Origin of the sequence: Mycobacterium sp., assembly GCF_049683935.1 — a bacterium.
GTDB lineage: Bacteria > Actinomycetota > Actinomycetes > Mycobacteriales > Mycobacteriaceae > Mycobacterium.
Genome location: NZ_JBAUJR010000071.1, coordinates 24139 through 44611 on the forward strand (window position 1 = coordinate 24139; position 20473 = coordinate 44611).

A 20473-nucleotide genomic window follows, 5' to 3' on the forward strand; every position below is an offset into this window, starting at 1 on the left:
GCTCGCGAGCGTGCAACCACTGCTGCGAAAACTGCGCGAGAGCGGCAGTGAGTGCACGTTCGGCGCATCAAACGGCCACATCAGACCGGCGCGTTGCGGGTCTCATAGCCATGGCCGAGTTCCGAGATGGGCACCGCACTTCCGAACAGGTGGCCCTGGCCCAGCCGGCAGCCGGCGTTTAAGACCGTCTCCGCCTGTGCCGGGGATTCGATACCCTCCACGATCACCGCGAGCCCCAACTCGTTGCACAGCCCGACCACCGATCGATACAGCGCGAGACTGCGTGCCGGATCGGTGCCCGAGGCGAAACTGCGGTCGAGTTTGACGACCTGCACCGGCAGCGCGTGCAGATACATCAGCGAGTTGAACCCGGCACCGAAGTCGTCGAGCGCCACCTTCACACCCAGCGCATTCAACCGGGTGATCTGGGCCGCGGCGTCGGCGAGGTCGACGATGGGCACGGTCTCGGTGATCTCCACGACCAACCGGCTCGGATCGATGTCGTACCTCGCCAGAGCGAAGCGGACATGCTGTTCGAAGGTCGGGTTGCCCAGCCGCGCTGCGCCGATGTTCACGTGGATGTCGAGATCCAGGCCGGCCGTCTGGACCGCACTGCACGCCATGTCGAGGACCAGGGCGTCGAGGTCGGCACCCAGCCCGGACGCTTCCGCGGCGGCGACGAAGGTCTCGGGCGAGATGTCGATACCGCTCGGCGCGGTCCACCGCGCCAGGGCTTCGACTGCCACCTGCGCCCTGTCCGGGAACCGCACGATGGGCTGATAGGCCAGGCTGAATCCGGCGGGAACTCCACCGGCTGCCTTGCGCAGCGCCGTCGGGAAGTCCCCGCGGACCCCCGCCGTCGGTTGGTACACCACCGCGGTGTCCTTGCCGAGCCGCTTTCCCGCGTACATCGAGATATCTGCCTGCCTGAGCAGGTCGTCGGAGGTCTGCGTCATGTCGCCGACACTCGGCCGGACCAGTCCCATGCTGGCCCGCACCCGCACCGATGAGCCGTGCACGGGGAAGGGATCCCGGAGGGCCACCCGCAGACGGTCCGCGACCACCTCCGGCTCCTCGGACTCACCGTCGATCAAGATCGCGAACTCGTCGCCACCGACGCGGGCCAGGATGTCGACGTCGCGCACGCACCGCTGGAGTCGCTCACCGACCGCCCGCAGCAGCGAATCCCCCGCGGCGTGGCCGAACCGGTCGTTGACCTCCTTGAAATCGTCGAGGGCGACGAAGATCAAGACGAATCGCCCGCCTCCGCGCATCGCACTGTCGAGCCGCTGGCCGAACAGCAGGCGGTTGGGCAGGCCCGTCAGCGCGTCGTGGTGTACCTGATGTGCCAGCCCGAGTTGCGCCCACGACAGCTCCTGGGTCAACACGTGCTGGGCGCGGATCGCCACCACCTGCCGAATAGCCACGAGCAAGACCAGCAGCACCGTCACCCAGACCACGAACGGCTGCAACTGCTGACCGATCAGGACGTGGAAGGCAAAAAGGACCGCGATTCCGAGGAATCCGAGATACGGCAGGATCAGCTGCGCCCAGTCCATCTCCTGCTCGCGCAGCTTGCGGGGCGCTACGGCGGACTGCCGATAGTCGAGCATCGCGTAGGCGAGCAGCAGCGGCCCGACGACAAAGCCGACGCCGCTCCACAGGTCTGCGTTGTCCACGCCCACCTCGTCCAGATAGGCGCGCATTCGGTCGGATGCGGCCATGGTGACGATGCCGCCGGCCAAGAACAGATAGTGCGACCGATGGGGCTGGTCGGGTGTGTAGAGCATCGTGATCACGACGGCCGCGACCACCACGACCAACTCGGCAATCGAGAAGATGATCTCCACCGCCGCGTTTCCCGAGCGGGGCAGCGACGCCATCGAGTGGGCGCCCAACCCGCCCATGGCGATCAGGATGATGAAGGACGTGGCCGCCACCACACCGTCGAGGACGGTCGTGAGCACGGAATGCCGGGGCGGGCCCGCCGATTTTTCAGGCGCAGCGCCACTGGCTCGCACGAGCGCGACCACCGCCGCCAACGCGAACACCGGGCAGATCAGGTAGGCGACGACAGCGGCCGGCGGCGCGGGCGCCGCATCCGCACCGGCTCCGCTGGACCACCAGAACGCCTGGCCGACAAGCCAACTCAGCAACGCCGCCGCAGTCAGCAGCCGCCACCAGCGCGCCGCCCCGGTCACCCGCAACGCGACGACCACGCCGAAGACCACCGCCCCCAATCCGGTACTCAGCTGGAGTAACGCTTCTCCGCGACGAGCCGCCTCGTCCCCCCATAGCGCCAGCGCGTTGACCGACACCACCAGCACGACGAAGACGAACAGGTAGATCCGCAGGTGGTATGCCTTGATCGACCGCTCCTTCCCGCCGCGGGCAGCCCCGGAGTTCGGGCGTGCCCATGACGGTAGCTAACCCGCGGCGATCATTCCGACAGATGCCAGAGCCAGCACCATGCCGGTTGCTTGCCAGCGGGTGACCCGCTCACGCAGCACCATGATCGCCAGCAGTACCGTCGCCGCCGGGTACAGCGCGATCAGCACCCCGGCCAGCGACAACATCGACGATTGCAACGCCAGCAGTGTCGCGACGTTGGCGACGGTGTCGAGCACCCCGGCGAACACCGCCAACCGGAGCGGAATGCCGCGTTCGAGCACCAGATTGGCCGTGACGGCCGCCGCCAGCAGCACGATCGCGGTCGCAGCTATCCGCCCGAACACCAGCGGCCACAACTCCGCCTCGACCGGCACCTGGTCGAGGATCACGAAGTTCATCCCGAACGCGACCCCGGAGCCGACGGTCAGCCAGGCCACTTTCACCGTGAACTTGTGCGCGGTGACGTCCTCATCGCTTGCCTCGCGACTGACCAGCACCACGGCGGCGAGCGCGAGCACGACCCCGACCAGGGCAATCGGCCCGGGCCGCTCCCCCAGCGCCAGCCCGACACCCACCGGGATGCCGGCAACCAGGATTGCCGTCAGCGGCGACACCACCGAGATCGGACCCGACCCCAGCGCCGCGTAGAACCACCACACACCGAACGCCTGGGCCACTCCGGACAGCAGGCCCCACACGATGGCAGCGGTACCGACCTGGCCCCCGAACGGCACCGCGATCACGATCAGCATCACCAACGCGACCGGATAGGAGACCAGCACCACCCGAAGGGCGGCGACCCGGCGCGACGCGATGCCGCCGACGAAGTCGCTGACGCCGTAGCCCAGCGCCGCGATCAGCGCAGTGATGATGCCGGTCAGGAGGTCATGCCCTTGACGCGGCGGCCCAACTCACGGGTGACCTCACGCTCGGCATCCCGGCGGGCCAGGTCCTGACGTTTGTCGTGGGCCTGCTTGCCGCGTGCCAGCGCCAGCTCCACCTTGACCTTGCCCCCGGTGAAGTACAGCGACAGCGGGACCAGGGTCAGGTTGCCGTCACGGATCTTGCCGATCAGATTGTCGATCTCCCGGCGGTGGAGCAGCAGCTTGCGATTCCGCCGGGGCGCGTGGTTGGTCCAGCTGCCGTGGTGATACTCGGGGATGTGCAGGTTTCGCAACCAGATCTCGCCGTCGTCGAGGGTGGCGAACGCGTCGGCCAGCGATGCCTGGCCCTCGCGCAGGCTCTTGACCTCGGTGCCCATCAGCGCAATCCCGGCCTCGAAGGTCTCGAGAATCGCGTAGTTGTGCCGCGCTTTGCGATTGCTGGCCACCACCTGGTTGTTGCTGTCCTTGGCCACTTTGGGTTTCTTGGCCATGGCTATCTTCGGACGTAGAGCCGCAGCGTGACGTACGCCGTGACACCTGCCATCGCCACGCCCACGAACAGCAGGATGGGGGCGATGTAGAGGATGTCGGCATAGTCGATGCGGGCAATCAGATTGGCTTGATAGAACTGGTCGAGAGCCTTCTCCAGGAACAGCGCCCGCACCGCGATCAGGCCGCCGATGGCGATCAGGACACCCAGCAGTGCCGCCAGCATCGCTTCGACGAGGAACGGCAACTGCGTGTACCAGCGACTCGCGCCCACCAGACGCATGATGCCGATCTCGGTGCGTCTCGTATAGGCCGCGACTTGGACCATGTTGGCTATCAGCAACACCGCCCCGATCGCCTGCACCAACGCCACCGCAAACGCCGCGTTCGACAACCCGTCGAGCACCGCGAACAGTCGGTCGATCAGGTCCTTCTGATTCAGGACGTTGAGCACGCCGGGCTGACCGACCATCGCCTGGTCGAAGTCCTGGTGCTGTTCGGGATCCTCGAGCCTGACGACAAAGGACGCCGGGAACGCGTCTCGGCCCGCGACGTCTTCGTACTGCGGGAACTTGCGGATCGCGTCGTCGTACGCCTCGTCGCGGTTGAGGAACCGCACGGAGCGGACGTCGTCTCGGTCTTCGATCGCCTGGCGCAGCGCCGTGCACGGGTCGGCGTCACACGACGGGTCGTTGGCAGAGACGTCGTTGGTGAGGAAGACCTGGCTCTCCACCCGGTCGAGGTAGATGTCGCGGGACTGGTCGGCCAGTCGCACCACCAGTAGCCCGCCACCGAGCAGACCGATCGAGATCGCCGTGGTCAGGATCATCGCGACCGTCATGGTCACGTTGCGTCGAAGCCCGGTAAGGACCTCGTTGATGAGAAAGCCGAAGCGCACTTATCGGTCCATTCCGTAGACGCCGCGCTGTTCGTCGCGAATCAGCCGGCCGAGTTCGAGTTCGACGACGCGCTGGCGCATCGAGTCGACGATGTGGTGGTCGTGGGTGGCCATCAGGACCGTCGTGCCCGTGCGGTTGATCCGCTCGAGCAGGTCCATGATGTCCTTGCTGGTGTCAGGGTCGAGGTTGCCTGTCGGCTCGTCGGCCAACAGCACCAGCGGCCGGTTGACGAATGCGCGGGCGATGGCGACGCGTTGCTGCTCGCCGCCGGACAATTCGGCGGGCAATCGGTTCGCTTTTCCCGACAGGCCCACCATTTCCAACACGTCGGGGACCACCCGGTTGATCACGTCACCGCGCTTACCGATCACCTCGAGCGCAAACGCCACGTTCTCGAACACCGTCTTCTGCTGCAGAAGCCGGAAATCCTGGAAAACGCAGCCCATCACCTGCCGCAGACCCGGGATGTGTCGCCCGGACAACTTGTTGACGTGGAACTTCGACACCTTGATATCGCCGGACGAGGGTTGGTCCTCGGCCAGCAGCAGTCTCATGAACGTGGACTTGCCAGAACCCGACGGTCCGATGAGGAAGACGAACTCACCCTTGTCGATCTTCAACGAGATGTTGTCGAGCGCTGGACGTGCCGACGACTTGTACTGCTTTGACACGTGGTCGAGGGTGATCATCACGGCACGCCAGTGTAGCGGGGAGACATCCGATTTCCTCAGCGCTACTGCGGTGGCGCCGGTGTGGGCGGCACCGGACCGGTCACCGTGGGTGTGGCGTCGGGCGCCTGGGTGAAGGTCTGCGGACCCTGCGGACCGGCCCCGTCCGGGTCGATCATCGTTGTCGTCGGCGGGGCGAACGGATCGCCCGGAGCGGTGGTGGTCGGCGTCTCCCCCGGTGACGTCGTCGGCTCTGTCGGGCTGGTCGTCGGTGTGGGTTCGGCGGTCGTCGTCGTGGTGGTGGTGGTTTCCGCGGGGGTCTCGGTCTCGCGGGGGCGCACGTTGGTCCGCGGCACCCAGGTGTAGTTCGGGTCGGGCACGAAGCCCGGTGGCACGATCGCCGATTCCGGGGCTGCCGGCTGGGCCGGTGGCTCGTAGACCTGGGAAACCCAGGACAACAGGATGAAGGCGACGATGAGGCCGGCGGTCGACGTGCGGATCCGGCCGCCCGGCAGGTAGTGGGGCCAACCGCGGCCTTCCCGGCGCCAACCACTCAGCTTCTGTCGGATGTTCACTGCTTCGACTCCGACCGGCTCTGAGCCACCTCCGCCTTGCCGGCGATGGTGTCCACCGTCGGCGGGTGGTCGCTGGTGGCGATCCCGGCGCGGTTGAGCGCCGCGATGATCCGGATGCGCAGTCGGCGGCCGACTTCGTACTGCTTGCCGGGTAGCGTCCGGGCCACCATCCGCAGGTTGACGGTGTCCAGTTCGATGCTCTCCACACCCATCAACTGCGGGGTGTCCAGCAGAAGTGCGCTGAGTCCCTCATCTTCCATCGCGTCCACGCCGACGGCGTGCAGCAGCTCGTTGACCTTGTTGAGGTCGGCGGTGGTGGGCACCGGGATGTCGACCACGGCGCGCGCCCAGTCCTTGGACATGTTCAGCGAACGGACGATGTTGCCGTTCGGGACGGTCCACACCTCGCCCTCGCTGGTGCGCAGTTTGGTCACGCGCAGGGTGACCTCCTCGACAGTGCCCTCGGCCTCGTTGGGCGCGCCGAGCATGTTCACCTGCACCAGGTCGCCGAACCCGTACTGGCGTTCGGTGATGATGAAGAACCCGGCCAGCAGATCCTGCACGAGCTTCTGCGCGCCGAAACCGAGTGCCGCACCGAGCACCGCCGCCGGTGCCACCAGGGAACCCACCGGAACGTTGACCACGTCGGTGATCTCGACCGCGACGACGACGAACAGAATCGCGATCGACACCCACGAGATCACAGACGCCACCGCCTGGCGGTGTTTGGCGCTCTCGGAGCGCACCAGCTGGTCGCTTTCCTGATACTCGGCATCGATGCGCCGCGTCACCCGGCGTGCGATCCAGCTGATGAACCGGGCGGCCAGCAGCGCGCCGACGAGCAGCAGCGCGATCTGCAATCCCTGTGTCAGCAGCCATCTGCCGATCTCGCCGTGCCAGAAACTGTGCCAGCCCTCGGCGAAGTTGATGGCCTGATAGGTACTAGTCGTCATCTTTTCTGTTGCGCCACCGGATACCGGCCTCCAGGAAGCCGTCGATGTCTCCGTCCAGCACGGCGGCTGGATTTCCGACCTCGTATTCGGTGCGCAGATCCTTCACCATCTGGTAGGGGTGCAGCACGTAGGAACGCATCTGGTTACCCCAGGAGCTGCCGCTGTCGCTCTTGAGGGCGTCCATCTCGGCCCGCTCCTCTAAACGCTTGCGTTCCAATAATTTTGCCTGGAGCACGCGCATCGCAGACACCTTGTTCTGCAGCTGCGACTTCTCGTTCTGGCAAGTCACCACGATACCGGTCGGGATGTGGGTGAGTCGAACCGCCGAGTCGGTGGTGTTGACCGACTGACCGCCGGGCCCGCTGGACCGGTAGACGTCCACCCGGACGTCGCCTTCGGGGATCTCGATGTGGTCGGTGGTCTCGGTGACGGGCAGCACCTCGACTTCGGCGAACGACGTCTGACGCCGGGCCTGGTTGTCGAACGGGCTGATCCGCACCAGCCGGTGGGTGCCCTGCTCGACCGAGAGCGTGCCGTAGGCGAACGGGGCGTGCACGGCGAAGGTCGCGCTCTTGATGCCCGCCTCCTCCGCGTAGGAGGTGTCGTAGACCTCGACCGGGTACTTGTGCTGCTCGGCCCAGCGGATGTACATCCGCATCAGCATCTCGGCCCAGTCGGCGGCGTCCACGCCTCCCGCGCCGGAACGGATGTTGAGAAGGGCTTCCCGCTCGTCGTACTCACCGGAGAGAAGGGTGCGGACCTCCATCGCCGCGAGGTCCTCACGCAGCTTCTCGAGTTCGGCGTCCGCCTCGGCGAGGGCTTCCTCGGCGCCGGCGCCGCCCTCTTCTGCGGCCATCTCGTAGAGCACCGGCAGATCGTCGAGCCGGCCGCGCAGTTCCTCGACGCGACGCAGTTCGTTCTGCGCGTGCGACAGCTCGCTGGTCACCTTCTGCGCCCGCGACTGGTCATCCCACAGGTTCGGGTCGGAGGCCTCCTGCTCCAGCTGCTCGATACGGCCGCGAAGCGCCTCGACATCGAGCACACGCTCCACGGTGGTGAGCGTGGAGTCCAGGGTGGCGATATCGGATTGACGGTCAGGATCCACGAGAGTTCAGGGTACTCACCGTGCAGCTCGGTGATGCCACGGCTGTCTCGGCACATTCTCGAATCCGATCCCGGCGACCGCCGCAGAATCCCGCGTCCGACCTCGGTGGCGATCTAGCATCGGGTTGGACCCTCGTTCGGCCACACCGCGACAGCCCTCGCATGTGGCCCGCCAGCGACAGAAGGCAGCCCTATATGCCCCCAATGCGGCCGTATCACGTGGCCATCGTCGGCTCAGGACCCTCCGGGTACTTCGCCGCCGCGTCCCTGTTGAAGTTCGCGGCCTCCGGTGACCGCGACGTACGCGTCGACATGCTCGAGATGCTTCCGACCCCGTGGGGCCTGGTGCGTTCGGGCGTGGCTCCCGACCACCCGAAGATCAAATCGATCAGCGCCCAGTTCGAGAAGACGGCGCTGGACCCGCGGTTCCGGTTCTTCGGCAACGTCGCGGTCGGTGACCACGTACACCCGGCGGAGCTGGCGGAGCGCTACGACGCCGTCGTTTATGCCACCGGCGCACAATCGGATCGGGCACTGGGAATCCCGGGAGAGGATCTGCCGGGCAGCGTCGCCGCCGTCGACTTCGTCGGTTGGTACAACGCGCATCCCCACTTCGAGGAGATTGCACCCGATCTGACCCGTCATCGCGCCGTGGTCATCGGCAACGGCAACGTGGCACTCGATGTCGCCCGGATCCTGGTGAGCGACCCCGAGAGTCTTGCGGGCACCGACATCGCCGACCACGCGCTGAAGTCGCTGCACGCAGGTGGCGTCGAAGAAGTCGTGGTCGTGGGCAGGCGCGGCCCGCTGCAGGCACCGTTCACCACCTTGGAACTCCGAGAACTCGGCGAGCTCGAGGCGCTCGGCGATGTGGACATCGTCGTCGACCCCGCCGACTTCGCCGACATCACCGACGAGGATCTGGAGGCAGCGGGCAAGACGGTCCGCAACAACATCAAGGTGCTGCGGCAGTACGCCGAACGCACACCGAGCGAGGCCACCCGTCGGATCGTGTTCCGGTTCGGCACCTCGCCGATCGAGATCCGGGGCGACGACCGGGTCGAGTCGATCGTGCTCGGGCGCAACGAGCTGGTCAGCGACGCCGACGGCCGGGTGTCGGCCAAGGACACCGGCGAGCGTGAGGAGCTGGCGGTCCAGCTCGTGGTGCGGGCGGTCGGCTACCGCGGGCTGCCGACCCCCGGCCTACCGTTCGACGAGCGCGCCGGGACCATTCCGCACGTCGACGGACGGGTGGCGGGTAGCCGCAAGGAGTACGTCGCCGGATGGATCAAGCGCGGACCCAGCGGAGTGATCGGCACCAACAAGAAGGACTCCCAGGACACCGTCAACACGCTGCTGGCCGACCTCAGCGTCGCCGACCTCGCCGACTTCCCCGACGATCACGCTGATCACCTCGCGCAGTGGCTCGTCGAGCGACAGCCGAAGGTCGTGACCACCGATCACTGGCAGCTGATCGACGCGCACGAACGCTCGGCGGGCGAAGGTAGCGGCCGGCCCCGCGTCAAGTTGACGACTGTGGCCGAGCTGCTGCGCATCGGGCACGGCTGATGACGAAGCGGGCGAGGGACGAGCCCGTGAGGAGTCAGCCCATCAAGCACGGCTGACGGGCTGACGACGACGCGGGAGTCAACCGTGCTGCGCGGGTGGCGGCGGAGGTGGCGGCGGCGGCTCCATCTGCGGAGCGAACCGCCAGTTGTCGGGGTTCTTCGGGGAGTAGACGACCGGGAACAGCTGTCCCATCGTCGGCCACTGGTCGACGTCGACGGAAAGGCGTTGATACACGGCGTGTTCGTTGACCGTGGGTCCGTTCATGACGCCGGTGATCGTGACGAACTGCTCACCCGTGACATCGTCAGGTCGGGGGCTGACTCCGGTGACCAGGAGGGTGCCCTGCGGCCATCCGGAACCGGCGCCACCGCCACCTCCGCCACGGCGCCGCATGAGATACGGCCGCGCAATGAGAAACAGCGCGCCGACGAGCATCAGGATGATCGCGAGTTCGAACACCCCCACATGGTAGGACGGCTGCTATGAGCACCTATGCAAATGACCTGCAGCTGGCCCTCCAGCTGGCCGACGAGGCCGACTCGCTGACGATGCAGCGGTTCGGTGCGGTCGACCTGCGCGTGGAGACCAAGCCCGACATGACGCCGGCGACCGACGCCGACCTCGACACCGAGACGCTGCTACGTGACCGGCTCGGCGAGTTGCGGCCACAGGACTCGGTGTTCGGCGAAGAGTTCGGCGGCACCAGGGAATTCAGCGGTCGGCAGTGGGTGCTCGACCCGATCGACGGCACCAAGAACTTCGTCCGGGGGGTGCCGGTGTGGGCGACGTTGATTGCGTTGCTCGTCGACGGGGTGCCGGTGGTCGGCGTCGCCAGTGCACCCGCGCTGGGCCGGCGGTGGTGGGCCGGCCAGGATCAGGGCGCATTCACCTCATTCGGTGGCACCACCAGGAAGATCTCGGTGTCCGGGGTCAGCGACCTCGGCTCGGCGAGCCTGTCGTTCTCCGACCTGTCGACCGGCTGGGACGAGGACCGGTCGAAGCTTGTCGAACTCACCGACGCCGTGTGGCGGATGCGCGGCTACGGCGACTTCTGGTCGTACTGCCTGGTCGCCGAGGGCGCCGTCGACATCGCTGTGGAACCGGAGGTCAAGGTGTGGGATCTGGCGCCACTGGACATCCTGGTGCGCGAGGCAGGCGGCCGGTTCACCGACATGGCGGCCCAGCCGGGCCCCCACGGCGGCAGCGCGGTGGCGACCAACGGGTTGCTGCACGACGCGGTGATCGCCCGATTCGGCGTGTGACGTGCCTTACACATCGCAGTACCTTACTCGTCGGTCAGTTCCTATACCTTACTCTGGAGTCAGTTGCGCGTTCGCGCATCTCCGACCATCAACCGAGGGCAGCTGCCAATGACGAACACCCTGCCGTCCAAGCAACGCGGTCGCGAGAGCGCCGTCGGCCTCCAGAAGCACAAGCGCTCAGCGATCGACATCGGAATGGCGCTGCTCACGCCGATCATGGGCCAGGAGTTCCTGGACAAGTACAACCTGCGCGACCCGCTCAACCGGGGCATCAAGTACGGCGTCAAACACGGCTTCTCCGCAGCGGGTGCCTCGACCCGGCAGTTCAAGCGCATCCAGGGCCTCGGCAAGCCGGCGACCCGACTCAAGCCCAGCGGCGCCGACTACTTCGACCTGACCCCCGACGACGACCAGAAGATGATCGTCGAAACGGTCAACGAGTTCGCCGAGGAGATCCTGCGGCCCGCCGCGCACGACGCCGACCAGGCAGCCACGTACCCGCCGGATCTGATCGCCAAGGCCGCCGAACTCGGCATCACGGCGATCAACATCCCCGAGGATTTCGACGGGATCGCCGAGCGGCGCAGCACCGTCACCAACACGCTGGTCGCCGAGGCGCTGGCATACGGCGACATGGGGCTGGCCCTGCCGATCCTGGCGCCGGGAGGCGTCGCATCGGCGCTCACCCACTGGGGAAGCGCCGACCAGCAGGCCACCTACCTCAAGGAGTTCGCAGGCGAGAACGTTCCGCAGGCCTGTGTCGCGATCGCCGAGCCGCAGCCGCTGTTCGACCCGACTGCGCTGAAAACCACCGCGGTGCGCACCCCGAGCGGATACCGGCTCGACGGCGTCAAGTCGTTGGTACCGGCTGCCGCGGACGCCGAGATCTTCATCGTCGCCGCCCAGCTCGGTGGAAAGCCGGCGCTGTTCATCGTCGAGGCGGCCAGCAAGGGGCTCACCATCACGGCTGACCCGAGCATGGGCATCCGCGCCGCCGCGCTGGGCCGGGTCGAACTCGACAAGGTCTCGGTTCCGCTCAGCGCGCGTTTGGGTGAGTTGGACGCTCCCGCAGCCGATTACGCCCAGCTCTACAGCGACGCGATCGCGCTGTCACGCCTCGGCTGGGCAGCGCTGGCGGTGGGAACCTCACACGCGGTGCTCGACTACGTCATCCCCTACGTCAAGGAGCGCGAGGCCTTCGGAGAGCCGATCGCCCGCAGGCAGTCCGTCGCCTTCATGTGCGCCAATATCGCCATCGAACTCGACGGACTGCGGCTGATCACGTGGCGCGGCGCGGCGCGGGCCGAGCAGGGGCTGTCCTTCGCCCGCGAGGCGGCTCTGGCCAAGAAGCTCGGCACCGACAAGGGCATGCAGATCGGCCTCGACGGCGTCCAGCTGCTCGGCGGCCACGGCTTCACCAAAGAACACCCGGTCGAGCGCTGGTACCGCGATCTGCGGGCCATCGGCGTCGCCGAGGGTGTCGTGGTCCTCTAACTCACCGACCTGACGGAAAAGAGACTCACATGGCAATCAATCTGGAACTGCCGAAGAAGCTGCAGGCGGTCATCGAGAAGGGGCATCAGGGCGCGGCGGAGATCCTGCGACCGATCTCACGCAAGTACGACCTGAAGGAACACGCGTACCCCGTCGAACTGGACACCGTCGCGACCCTGTTCGAGGGCATCTCCGAGGCCAAGACCATCTCGTTCGCCGGCGCCGAGGCGTTCCGGGACGGAGACGACGGCCCGAAGGGAAACATCAACGGGGGCAACATGTCCGCCGTGCTCAACATCGTCGAGGTCAGCTGGGGCGACGTCGGCTTGGTGCTGTCGATCCCCTTCCAGGGACTGGGCAATGCGGCGATCTCCGGTGTCGCGACCGACGAGCAACTCGAGCGGCTCGGCAAGGTGTGGGCCGCGATGGCGATCACCGAACCGGGTTTCGGGTCCGACTCCGCCGCCGTGACGACCACCGCGAAACTCGACGGCGACGAGTACGTGATCAACGGCGAGAAGATCTACGTCACGGCCGGATCGCGCGCCACGCACATCGTGGTCTGGGCGACGCTCGACAAGACCAAGGGACGGGCGGCGATCAAGTCGTTCATCGTGCCGCGCGAACACCCCGGCGTCACGGTGGAGCGTTTGGAGAACAAGCTCGGAATCAAGGCCTCCGACACCGCCGCGATCCGTTTCGAGGATGTCCGCATCCCCAAGGACTACCTGCTGGGTAGCCCGGACATCAACGTCGAGAAGGGTTTTGCCGGGGTCATGGAGACCTTCGACAACACCCGCCCCGTCGTTGCGGGCATGGCGGTGGGTATCGCCCGCGCCGCGCTGGAAGAACTGCGCAAGATCCTGACCGACGCCGGCATCGACATCTCCTATGACAAGCCCGCTCACGCCCAGAGCGCTGCGGCCGCGGAGTTCCTGCGGATGGAGGCCGACTGGGAGTCCGGTTATCTGCTCACCCTGCGGTCGGCGTGGCAGGCGGACAACAAGATCCCGAACTCCAAGGAAGCCTCGATGGGCAAGGCGAAAGCTGCCCGCGTCGCCAGCGACATCACGCTCAAGACCGTGGAATTGGCGGGCACCGCCGGCTACTCGGAGGGGGCGCTTCTGGAGAAGTGGGCCCGCGACTCGAAGATCCTCGACATCTTCGAGGGCACCCAGCAGATCCAGCAGCTGGTGGTGGCCCGCCGCCTGCTCGGCCTGTCATCGGCTGAACTGAAGTAACCGGGGCGCACGGCTTGCTACCGTGCGCTCGTGGAGCACCGCATCACCTGTCCGTTGTGCGAGGCGATGTGTGGCTTGCGGGTCGCCGTGGACGGCGACGCCGTGGGCGCTGTTCGGGGCAACCCCGACGATGTGTGGTCCCGCGGGCACCTGTGCCCCAAGGGCGCCTCGCTGAACCAGATCCACGAGGACCCCGATCGATTACGTCTACCCATGGTGCGTCACCGCGGCGGTGAGCACGTGCAGGTGTCATGGGACGACGCGTTCGCCGAAGCGGAGAGGGTCCTACGGCCGGTTCTGGACCGGCACGGAGCGGGCGCGATCTCGGTGTACATCGGAAACCCGGTCGCCCACAACCTCGGGCTGGAGACCTACGTCGGAGCGCTGGTCGGCCTGGCGGGGGCGGCGGGAATGCCCGCGTACTACACCCCGGGCACGGTCGATCAGTGGCCGCTCAACGTGGTCAGCGCGCTGCTCTTCGGCGGGATGTGGAATGCGCCCATACCCGACCTGGACCGCACCGACCACCTGATGATGTTGGGCGCCAACCCCTCTGCGTCGCAAGGATCGATGCTCTCCGCCCCCGACATCATGGGTCGACTGGCGGCGATCCGCGAGCGTGGTGGCACCGTTGTGGTCGTCGATCCCCGCAGGACCCAGACGGCACGGCGGGCGACGGAATGGGTACCGGTGCGCCCCGGCACGGACGCACTGCTGTTGTTCGCGCTGCTGCACACTCTCGAAGAACGGAACTGGATCCGCCGCCCGAGCCATCTCGACGAGATGGTGGCAGGACTCGACGACGTCATCGCGCTGGCTGCGCAGTTTCCACCTGAGCGGGTAGCCGCGGCCACCGGCATCCCCGCCGACACGATCCGTCGACTCGCGGCTGGGCTGGCCGACGCCGAGAGTCCGGTGATCTACAGCCGAATAGGCACGTGTACGCAGGAATTCGGCACGCTGGCCACCTGGCTGGTGTTCGTGCTGAACGTGGCACTCGGCTCGGTGGACCGTCCTGGCGGCGCGGTCTTCCCCAAAGCCGCGGTCTGGTCGCCGATGTTCATGAAACCCCCCGACCAGGACGGGCCGGGCTGGCAGTTCGGCCGGTTCCGCAGTCGCGTGCGCGGGGCACCGGAAGTTCTCGGGCAATTCCCGATCAGCTGCCTGGCCGAGGAGATCGACACTCCCGGCGACGGTCAGATCCGCGCGCTGGTCACCGTCGCCGGCAATCCGGCGATCTCGGCACCGGGGGCACGCCGCCTCGATGCGGCGCTCGGCGGGCTGGAAGCCATGATCTCGGTGGACAATTGGCTCAACGAGACAACACGGCACGCACACGTGATCCTGCCCGGCCTGTCTCCGCTGGAACGCGCCCACTGCGACGACCTGTACTGGATGTACGCCATCGCATCGTGTGTGAAATGGTCCGACGCCGTCTTACCTGCCCCTGCGGGGCGCCCCGAGGAATGGGAGATCATGCTCCGCCTGGCGGGAGCAGTGGTCGGCACACCGATCCCTGACGTCGACATATCCGCGATGGACGACCTGTACACCCAGGGCATCATCCACACCGCGTGCCAGGCTGCCGACACTCCCCTGTTCGGCCGTGACCCGATGGAAGTCTTTGCGGCGCTGAGGGGCCGGGGACCCGAGCGGATGATCGACCTCGGTATCCGCACCGGCCCCTGGGGTGACGACCTCGGGCGCCGGCCGGGCGGACTGACGCTGGACGAGGTCCGTCGCCACCCCGATGGGCTGAGGCTGGGCGAGTTGGAGGGCGGTCGTCTCTCGGAAGTGCTGACCACACCGTCGGGCCGGATCGAACTGATGCATCCGCTGCTGACCGCCGACCTCCCGAGGCTTCTCAGCCGGATCGACCGCGCCAGTGACGGATTGGTGCTGACGAGCAGACGACACCTGCGATCGAACAACTCCTGGCTGCACAACGTCGCCGGTCTGATGCGTGGCAGGGATCGCTGCACGCTGCTGATCCATCCCACCGACGCCGCTCACCTCGGCGTCTCCGACGGCCTACCGGTTGATGTCTCCACCACCGAGGGCTCCATCCGCGTGCCCGCCGAGGTGACCGAGGAGATGATGCCCGGCGTGGTGTCGCTACCCCACGGCTGGGGCCATGGCGTCGACGGCACTCAGATGAGCATTGCGAACGCCCACCCGGGCGTCAACACAAATGTGCTCAATCCTGCTGCGCTGATTGATGTTCCCAGCAACACCCAGGTCGTCAACGGGGTGCAGTGCCAGGTGGTTCCGGCGCCCGCCGCCGGGTGAGCACAGCGAGCCCGCGTCAGAAGCCGTCGTGCACGACCACCCGGGTGCGGCCGGTGACGCCGCCCCCGATGATGCGCCCGAGAACGTCGGCGACCTCGCGGACCGGGACGTCCTGGGTGATCCGCGCCAGGTGCCGCGGCTGTAGCTCGGACTCGATCTGAGCCCACACCTCGCGGCGCTGCTTGATGGGGAGCAGCACCGAGTCGATGCCGGCGAGCGTCACCCCCCGCAGGATGAAAGGCAGAACACTGGCCGGCAGGTCCGCCGACCCGGCGAGTCCCGAAATAGCGGCCACGCCAGCGTAGTTCAGTGTGCTGAGCGCATGGGCCAGCGTCTTCCCGCCGACGCAGTCGACCACTGCGGCCCATTGGGACTTACCCAGGGGACGCACTTTGTCCTCGGGGCCGGTAACCCGGTCGATGACCTCGGCGGCACCCAGTTCCCGCAGCAGATCGTGCGCGTCGGCCTTCCCCGTCGACGCCACCACCTCGTAGCCGAGGCCGGCGAGCAGGTCGACACTGACGCTGCCCACACCGCCGGTGGCGCCGGTCACCAACACAGGGCCGGCGGACGGCGTGATGCCATGTGTCCGCAGCGCATTCACACTCATGGCCGCTGTGAAACCGGCGGTGCCGATCGCCGCCGCCTCGGCCGGGCTCAAGGTGGTCAGTTTGACCACGAGGTCAGCGGGATACCTCGCCGCCTGCGCGTAACCGCCGTGCCGACCGGTGCCGATGTCCTGACCGTGGGCGACGACCGCGTCACCGACGGCGAACTCCGGCGACGTACTCGCGGTCACGGTACCTGCGACGTCGATCCCCGGAATCAACGGATACGACCGCGCCACTCCACCTTTGGGCGTGACCGCCAGTGCGTCCTTGTAGTTCACGCTCGAGTACTCGACACGGATCTCGACGTCACCCTCGGGCAGGAACGATTCGTCGACCACCTCGTGGCGCAGCACGATGCCGCCCTCGGCATCCTCGTGGGCCACCATCGCGTTGATTTCCGTCATGACGGCCACAGTAGCCAACGCGGGTACTCAGACGAAGAAGCCCCCGACCGCCAAGCGGTCAGGGGCTTCGTTCGTCAGCTTGCTATCGGAGGAGGTTCGCCTGCAGGTCAGGCTTCATGGCCTGCAGTTCCCGGCCCCAGTACGCCCAGTTGTGCGTGCCGTTGTCGGGGAAGTTGAACACACCGTTGTTACCGCCGGCGGCGATGTAGTTCTGCTGGAAGGTCTCGTTGGTGCGGATGGTCAGACCTTCGAGGAACGTGGCGGGCAGGTCGCCGCCGCCGAGCTCGTTGGGCTGGCCGTTACCGCAGTAGATCCAGATGCGGGTCCCGTTCGCGACGATCTGCGGGATCTGCACCATCGGGTCGTTGCGCTTCCAGCCGCTGTTCGGGTCCTGCGTCTTGCCCCACATGTCGTCGGCCTTGAATCCGCCGGCGTCACCCATGGAGATGTTGATCAGGAACGGCCACCAGCCCTCGGAGGGGTTCAGGAAGCCCGACATCGAGCTGGCGTAGATGAACTGCTGCGGGTGGTACACCGACAGGATCAGCGAGGCGGAGCCTGCCATCGACAGACCGATGGCGGCGCTGCCGGTCGGCTTGACCGCGCGCTGCGACGCCAGGAAGTTGGGCAGCTCCTGGGTCAGGAACGTCTCCCACTTGTAGGTGACGGTCGGGCCCTTGTTGCGGGCCGGGGAGTACCAGTCCGCGTAGAAGCTGGACTGACCGCCGACGGGCATCACGATCGACAGGCCCGAATCGAGGTACCACTCGAACGCCTGGGTGTTGATGTCCCAGCCGTTGAAGTCCTCCTGGGCACGCAGACCGTCGAGGAGGTACACGGCCGGCGAGTTCTCGCCACCGCTCTGGAACTGGACCTTGATGTCGCGGCCCATTCCGGCGGACGGCACCATCAGGTACTCAACCGGCAGGCCCGGCCGAGAGAACGCTCCGGCGGTTGCCGAACCTCCGGTGAGGCCGACCAACGCGGGCAGAAGCGCCGCCGTCATGCTCGCAACGCCGATCCGGCGCGCCCAGGGCCCGCGGATCTTGTCAAGAAGTCTCATACCGTCAATCCATCCATCTTCCGGTTACCGCATGATGCGGTTTGTCCTGCGATTTCTCGGCCGGTCACAGCCGACATCGAGGTATTCACCCCGTTGCCGGACGATTGCGCAGCAGCCAGTAGGCAGCGCCGAAGGCCGAGAAACCTTCAGTTGTAGCGGTTGCAGTAAAGCATGTGACCAGCATGTGAGAAAGTCCGGCCACGCCGAACAGCGCACTTCCTGCAGGAATCGGAAACTGACGCCGAGGAAAGCCGACCGCCCCAAATCTGCGAAATCACTGGAAGTCGGTGGCGCGAGTGAGCCGACAGGCCCGTCATGCACCCGTAACAGGTGTGAGTCATGACCGCGGTCACACGCGGGCGTGTTCAGTAGGCTGCAGCGGATGGCCAATGCCCCCGCAGGCGCAGGCAGATTGTCTGCTGACGACTGGATCGAGGCCGGCTACGCGATCCTGGCCGACGACGGCCTGGAGGCACTGAAGATCGACCGACTGTGTGCCCGCCTCGGTGTCACGAAGGGCAGTTTCTACTGGCACTTCAAGGACATGGCGAGCTACCGAGTCGCTGTCGTCGCGGCGTGGGCCGGGTTACGCGACCGCGACCGGAGTCACTTCGGCGAGTTGGGGGTTCTCCCGCCCCGCGAACGGCTCGCACAGATGATGGGCGCCCTGGTGGGCCCACGGCAGTGGACCCTCGAGCGCGCGATGCGCGAGTGGGCGCGCACCGACCCCGCCGTCGCCGAGAGCGTGCACACCGCCGACCAGAGGGTGCTCAGCGCGGTCCGACACGCGTTTCGAGATGCCGGGTTCGACGCCGACGACGCCGACGTGCGCGCGAACGCGACGTTCGCGGCGGGTATCGGGTTCCTGCACCTCTCCAACGCGCCACCCGGGGCCCAACTGGCTGCTCAACAGGAGCGGTTTCTCGACCTGATGCTCGCTCACTGACCACTTCCATACTAAAAGGTATGGTACGTTCGGATTATGCTGTTGACCTCGACCGACGCCCCGGCCATCACCTCTGACTACGTCGCCGGACTGGCCGCCCGCGCTGCGGAGGCCGAGCAACTCCGCCGCTTGCCCACCGCCACGCTGGCCGACCCGGCAACGTCGCAGTTCATCGAACTGCTGGTTCCAGCCCGCTACGGCGGCACTCAGGCGCCGTTTCCGGCCATCCTGGATCCCGTGCGCGCGATGGCCCACGGCTGCGCCTCGAGCGCATGGACGTTGGGGTTCTACGCGCTCCACAACTGGATGCTCGCGCTCTTCGGCGAGCAGGCGCAGAGCGAGGCCTTTGCCACTCGGCCCTTCCTGGCCCCGGCGCCGCTCGCGCCCACGGGCCACGGCACGGCCTGCGACGGGGGCATCCGACTGTCCGGGCGGTGGTCGTGGGCGACCGGGGTGATGGACGGCAACTGGGTGATCGTGGGCGCGCTGTGTGAACGCCAACCGGATGACCCGAGCACGCTCCATCCGGTGCTGGCACTGTTGCCGATCGAGGCCGTGCGCATCGAGGACGTCTGGCACACCGATGGCATGCGTGCGACGGGGTCCAACGACGTCGTCATCGACGGGGGTTTTGTGCCGGCGCACCGCCTGGTGGCCGTGTCCGACATCTATACGGGTAGCGCACCCGGCGCCGCGTTGCACGACTCCGACACCTATCGCTGGCCGATGGTGCCCGCACTCGCACTGCTGGCTGCGATGCCCGCACTGGGCAGCGCCGAACGGGCTGCCGACATCTATACAGAGCGACTCTCGCAGCGATACCTGGCCTACGAGGGCGTCATGCAGAAAGACAAGCCGGTGGCGTCCGTACACCTCGGGCAGGCGCTGGTCCGGCTTCGGTCGCTACGCGGCTTACTGGCCGACACCGTGGGCGAGATCGAGGCCGTCGTCGCCGCAGGCGATCCGGTGACGCGCGCAGTACGCGGGCAGGCCAGGCTGGCCGCGGCGCACATCGTGCACGAGTCGCGCGCGCTGATCGCCGATCTGCTCGGGACGTCGGGGGCAAGCGCCCATTTCCTGGACAATCCGCTGCAGCGGATCAAACGCGACGTCGACGTCATCGCGGGCCACGTGGTGTTCGACTACGACACGAGCCGCGAACTCGCGGGGGCGCTGACCCTGGGGATGACGATCCCGCGCACCGCCATGGTGTGAGCTCCAGAGAGGATTCCGATGGCCGAAACCGCACGCGACCGCGTCACCAAGTTCTTCCAGAAGAATGTCGCCAACCGCGTGATGCGGCGCATGCCGTTTCAAACGTTGCTGGAGACAACCGGACGTAAATCCGGTGAGCGGCGCACAACTCCTGTGGGCGGCCGGCGGGTGGCTGATGCGTTCTGGTTCGTCTCGGAGTTCGGCGAAAAATCGCAATACGTCCGCAACATCCTTGCCGACCCGAGTGTGCGGGTTCGGTTGAACGGCCGCTGGCACCGCGGTACCGCACACCTACTTCCGGACGACGACGCCAAGTCACGGATGCGCACATTGCCGGGGTACAACAACATCGGCGTGCGCACGTTCGGCACCAACCTGCTGACGGTGCGTGTCGACCTTGTCGACTAATCCTTTGT

Annotated in this window: 19 protein-coding genes; 8 read left to right on the plus strand and 11 right to left on the minus strand. The window is 66.9% G+C overall.

What is annotated here, in order from left to right; genetic code table 11:
* Positions 1 to 80: 80 nt before the first annotated feature.
* The 8 genes from WA965_RS03845 to prfB all read right to left on the minus strand — a co-directional run bounded on the left by WA965_RS03845 (position 81) and on the right by prfB (position 7964).
* Complete coding sequence (locus WA965_RS03845; RefSeq protein WP_526447101.1) at positions 81 to 2327, minus strand: putative bifunctional diguanylate cyclase/phosphodiesterase; 2247 nt, start codon at positions 2325 to 2327, stop codon at positions 81 to 83.
* A 99-nt stretch (positions 2328 to 2426) separates the two neighbouring features.
* On the minus strand, positions 2427 to 3272 hold the full coding sequence (locus tag WA965_RS03850; RefSeq protein WP_526303029.1) for an EamA family transporter: 846 nt from the start codon (positions 3270 to 3272) through the stop codon (positions 2427 to 2429).
* Positions 3269 to 3766, minus strand: a complete 498-nt coding sequence (gene smpB / locus WA965_RS03855; protein WP_526302998.1) for an SsrA-binding protein SmpB — start codon at positions 3764 to 3766, stop codon at positions 3269 to 3271. Before smpB ends, WA965_RS03850 begins: the two co-directional genes overlap by 4 nt.
* Before the next feature lie 2 nt (positions 3767 to 3768).
* Positions 3769 to 4662 (minus strand): permease-like cell division protein FtsX, encoded by an 894-nt coding sequence (gene ftsX, locus WA965_RS03860; RefSeq protein ID WP_526302997.1) that lies wholly within the window; start codon positions 4660 to 4662, stop codon positions 3769 to 3771.
* Positions 4663 to 5352 carry a cell division ATP-binding protein FtsE gene (gene ftsE, locus WA965_RS03865; protein WP_526303028.1) on the minus strand — a complete coding sequence of 230 codons (690 nt, stop codon included), beginning with the start codon at positions 5350 to 5352 and terminating at the stop codon, positions 4663 to 4665.
* A 44-nt stretch (positions 5353 to 5396) separates the two neighbouring features.
* Positions 5397 to 5906, minus strand: coding sequence for an Rv3103c family proline-rich protein (locus WA965_RS03870; RefSeq protein ID WP_526302996.1), 510 nt, complete (start codon positions 5904 to 5906; stop codon positions 5397 to 5399).
* The gene (locus WA965_RS03875; protein ID WP_526302995.1) at positions 5903 to 6859 is read right to left on the minus strand and encodes a mechanosensitive ion channel family protein; all 957 of its coding nucleotides are present in this window, start codon (positions 6857 to 6859) and stop codon (positions 5903 to 5905) included. The genes WA965_RS03870 and WA965_RS03875 overlap by 4 nt, the downstream gene beginning before the upstream one ends.
* On the minus strand, positions 6849 to 7964 hold the full coding sequence (gene prfB, locus WA965_RS03880; RefSeq protein WP_178357504.1) for a peptide chain release factor 2: 1116 nt from the start codon (positions 7962 to 7964) through the stop codon (positions 6849 to 6851). Before prfB ends, WA965_RS03875 begins: the two co-directional genes overlap by 11 nt.
* Positions 7965 to 8158: 194 nt before the next feature.
* On the opposite strand from prfB, the gene WA965_RS03885 reads away from it, so the two are divergent.
* The gene (locus tag WA965_RS03885; RefSeq protein ID WP_526302994.1) at positions 8159 to 9532 is read left to right on the plus strand and encodes an FAD-dependent oxidoreductase; all 1374 of its coding nucleotides are present in this window, start codon (positions 8159 to 8161) and stop codon (positions 9530 to 9532) included.
* A 78-nt stretch (positions 9533 to 9610) separates the two neighbouring features.
* Here WA965_RS03885 and WA965_RS03890 read toward each other — a convergent pair whose 3' ends face one another.
* Positions 9611 to 9991 carry a hypothetical protein gene (locus WA965_RS03890; protein ID WP_526302993.1) on the minus strand — a complete coding sequence of 127 codons (381 nt, stop codon included), beginning with the start codon at positions 9989 to 9991 and terminating at the stop codon, positions 9611 to 9613.
* A gap of 23 nt (positions 9992 to 10014) precedes the next feature.
* Between WA965_RS03890 and hisN the strand changes: the two genes are divergently transcribed.
* From hisN to WA965_RS03910, 4 genes are all read left to right on the plus strand, one after another.
* On the plus strand, positions 10015 to 10794 hold the full coding sequence (gene hisN, locus WA965_RS03895; RefSeq protein ID WP_526302992.1) for a histidinol-phosphatase: 780 nt from the start codon (positions 10015 to 10017) through the stop codon (positions 10792 to 10794).
* Between the two features lie 108 nt (positions 10795 to 10902).
* Positions 10903 to 12288: an acyl-CoA dehydrogenase family protein gene (locus tag WA965_RS03900; RefSeq protein ID WP_526302991.1), complete on the plus strand. Its 1386-nt coding sequence runs from the start codon at positions 10903 to 10905 to the stop codon at positions 12286 to 12288.
* 29 nt (positions 12289 to 12317) lie between these two features.
* On the plus strand, positions 12318 to 13529 hold the full coding sequence (locus WA965_RS03905) for an acyl-CoA dehydrogenase family protein (RefSeq protein ID WP_526302990.1): 1212 nt from the start codon (positions 12318 to 12320) through the stop codon (positions 13527 to 13529).
* A gap of 30 nt (positions 13530 to 13559) precedes the next feature.
* On the plus strand, positions 13560 to 15818 hold the full coding sequence (locus WA965_RS03910; protein ID WP_526302989.1) for a molybdopterin-dependent oxidoreductase: 2259 nt from the start codon (positions 13560 to 13562) through the stop codon (positions 15816 to 15818).
* 16 nt (positions 15819 to 15834) lie between these two features.
* Here WA965_RS03910 and WA965_RS03915 read toward each other — a convergent pair whose 3' ends face one another.
* Positions 15835 to 16833, minus strand: a complete 999-nt coding sequence (locus tag WA965_RS03915) for an MDR family oxidoreductase (RefSeq protein ID WP_526302988.1) — start codon at positions 16831 to 16833, stop codon at positions 15835 to 15837.
* 82 nt (positions 16834 to 16915) lie between these two features.
* Positions 16916 to 17896, minus strand: a complete 981-nt coding sequence (locus WA965_RS03920; protein WP_526302987.1) for an alpha/beta hydrolase — start codon at positions 17894 to 17896, stop codon at positions 16916 to 16918.
* Between the two features lie 382 nt (positions 17897 to 18278).
* Between WA965_RS03920 and WA965_RS03925 the strand changes: the two genes are divergently transcribed.
* The 3 genes from WA965_RS03925 to WA965_RS03935 are packed head-to-tail and all read left to right on the plus strand — an operon-like array spanning position 18279 to position 20465.
* Positions 18279 to 18842 (plus strand): TetR/AcrR family transcriptional regulator, encoded by a 564-nt coding sequence (locus WA965_RS03925; RefSeq protein WP_526302986.1) that lies wholly within the window; start codon positions 18279 to 18281, stop codon positions 18840 to 18842.
* Between the two features lie 36 nt (positions 18843 to 18878).
* A complete protein-coding gene (locus tag WA965_RS03930; protein ID WP_526447103.1) occupies positions 18879 to 20057 on the plus strand; it encodes an acyl-CoA dehydrogenase family protein in 1179 nt (392 codons plus the stop codon).
* An 18-nt stretch (positions 20058 to 20075) separates the two neighbouring features.
* Positions 20076 to 20465 carry a nitroreductase/quinone reductase family protein gene (locus WA965_RS03935; RefSeq protein WP_526302984.1) on the plus strand — a complete coding sequence of 130 codons (390 nt, stop codon included), beginning with the start codon at positions 20076 to 20078 and terminating at the stop codon, positions 20463 to 20465.
* Positions 20466 to 20473: the final 8 nt, after the last annotated feature.

Bases quoted from the DNA above. Each gene is read 5' to 3' on its own strand.
- smpB (WP_526302998.1), bottom strand. From the start codon at position 3,766: ATGGCCAAGAAACCCAAAGTGGCCAAGGACAGCAACAACCAGGTGGTG.
- ftsE (WP_526303028.1), bottom strand. From the start codon at position 5,352: ATGATCACCCTCGACCACGTGTCAAAGCAGTACAAGTCGTCGGCACGT.
- WA965_RS03875 (WP_526302995.1), bottom strand. From the start codon at position 6,859: ATGACGACTAGTACCTATCAGGCCATCAACTTCGCCGAGGGCTGGCAC.
- WA965_RS03885 (WP_526302994.1), top strand. From the start codon at position 8,159: ATGCCCCCAATGCGGCCGTATCACGTGGCCATCGTCGGCTCAGGACCC.
- hisN (WP_526302992.1), top strand. From the start codon at position 10,015: ATGAGCACCTATGCAAATGACCTGCAGCTGGCCCTCCAGCTGGCCGAC.
- WA965_RS03900 (WP_526302991.1), top strand. From the start codon at position 10,903: ATGACGAACACCCTGCCGTCCAAGCAACGCGGTCGCGAGAGCGCCGTC.
- WA965_RS03905 (WP_526302990.1), top strand. From the start codon at position 12,318: ATGGCAATCAATCTGGAACTGCCGAAGAAGCTGCAGGCGGTCATCGAG.
- WA965_RS03915 (WP_526302988.1), bottom strand. From the start codon at position 16,833: ATGACGGAAATCAACGCGATGGTGGCCCACGAGGATGCCGAGGGCGGC.
- WA965_RS03920 (WP_526302987.1), bottom strand. From the start codon at position 17,896: ATGAGACTTCTTGACAAGATCCGCGGGCCCTGGGCGCGCCGGATCGGC.
- WA965_RS03925 (WP_526302986.1), top strand. From the start codon at position 18,279: ATGGCCAATGCCCCCGCAGGCGCAGGCAGATTGTCTGCTGACGACTGG.
- WA965_RS03930 (WP_526447103.1), top strand. From the start codon at position 18,879: ATGCTGTTGACCTCGACCGACGCCCCGGCCATCACCTCTGACTACGTC.
- WA965_RS03935 (WP_526302984.1), top strand. From the start codon at position 20,076: ATGGCCGAAACCGCACGCGACCGCGTCACCAAGTTCTTCCAGAAGAAT.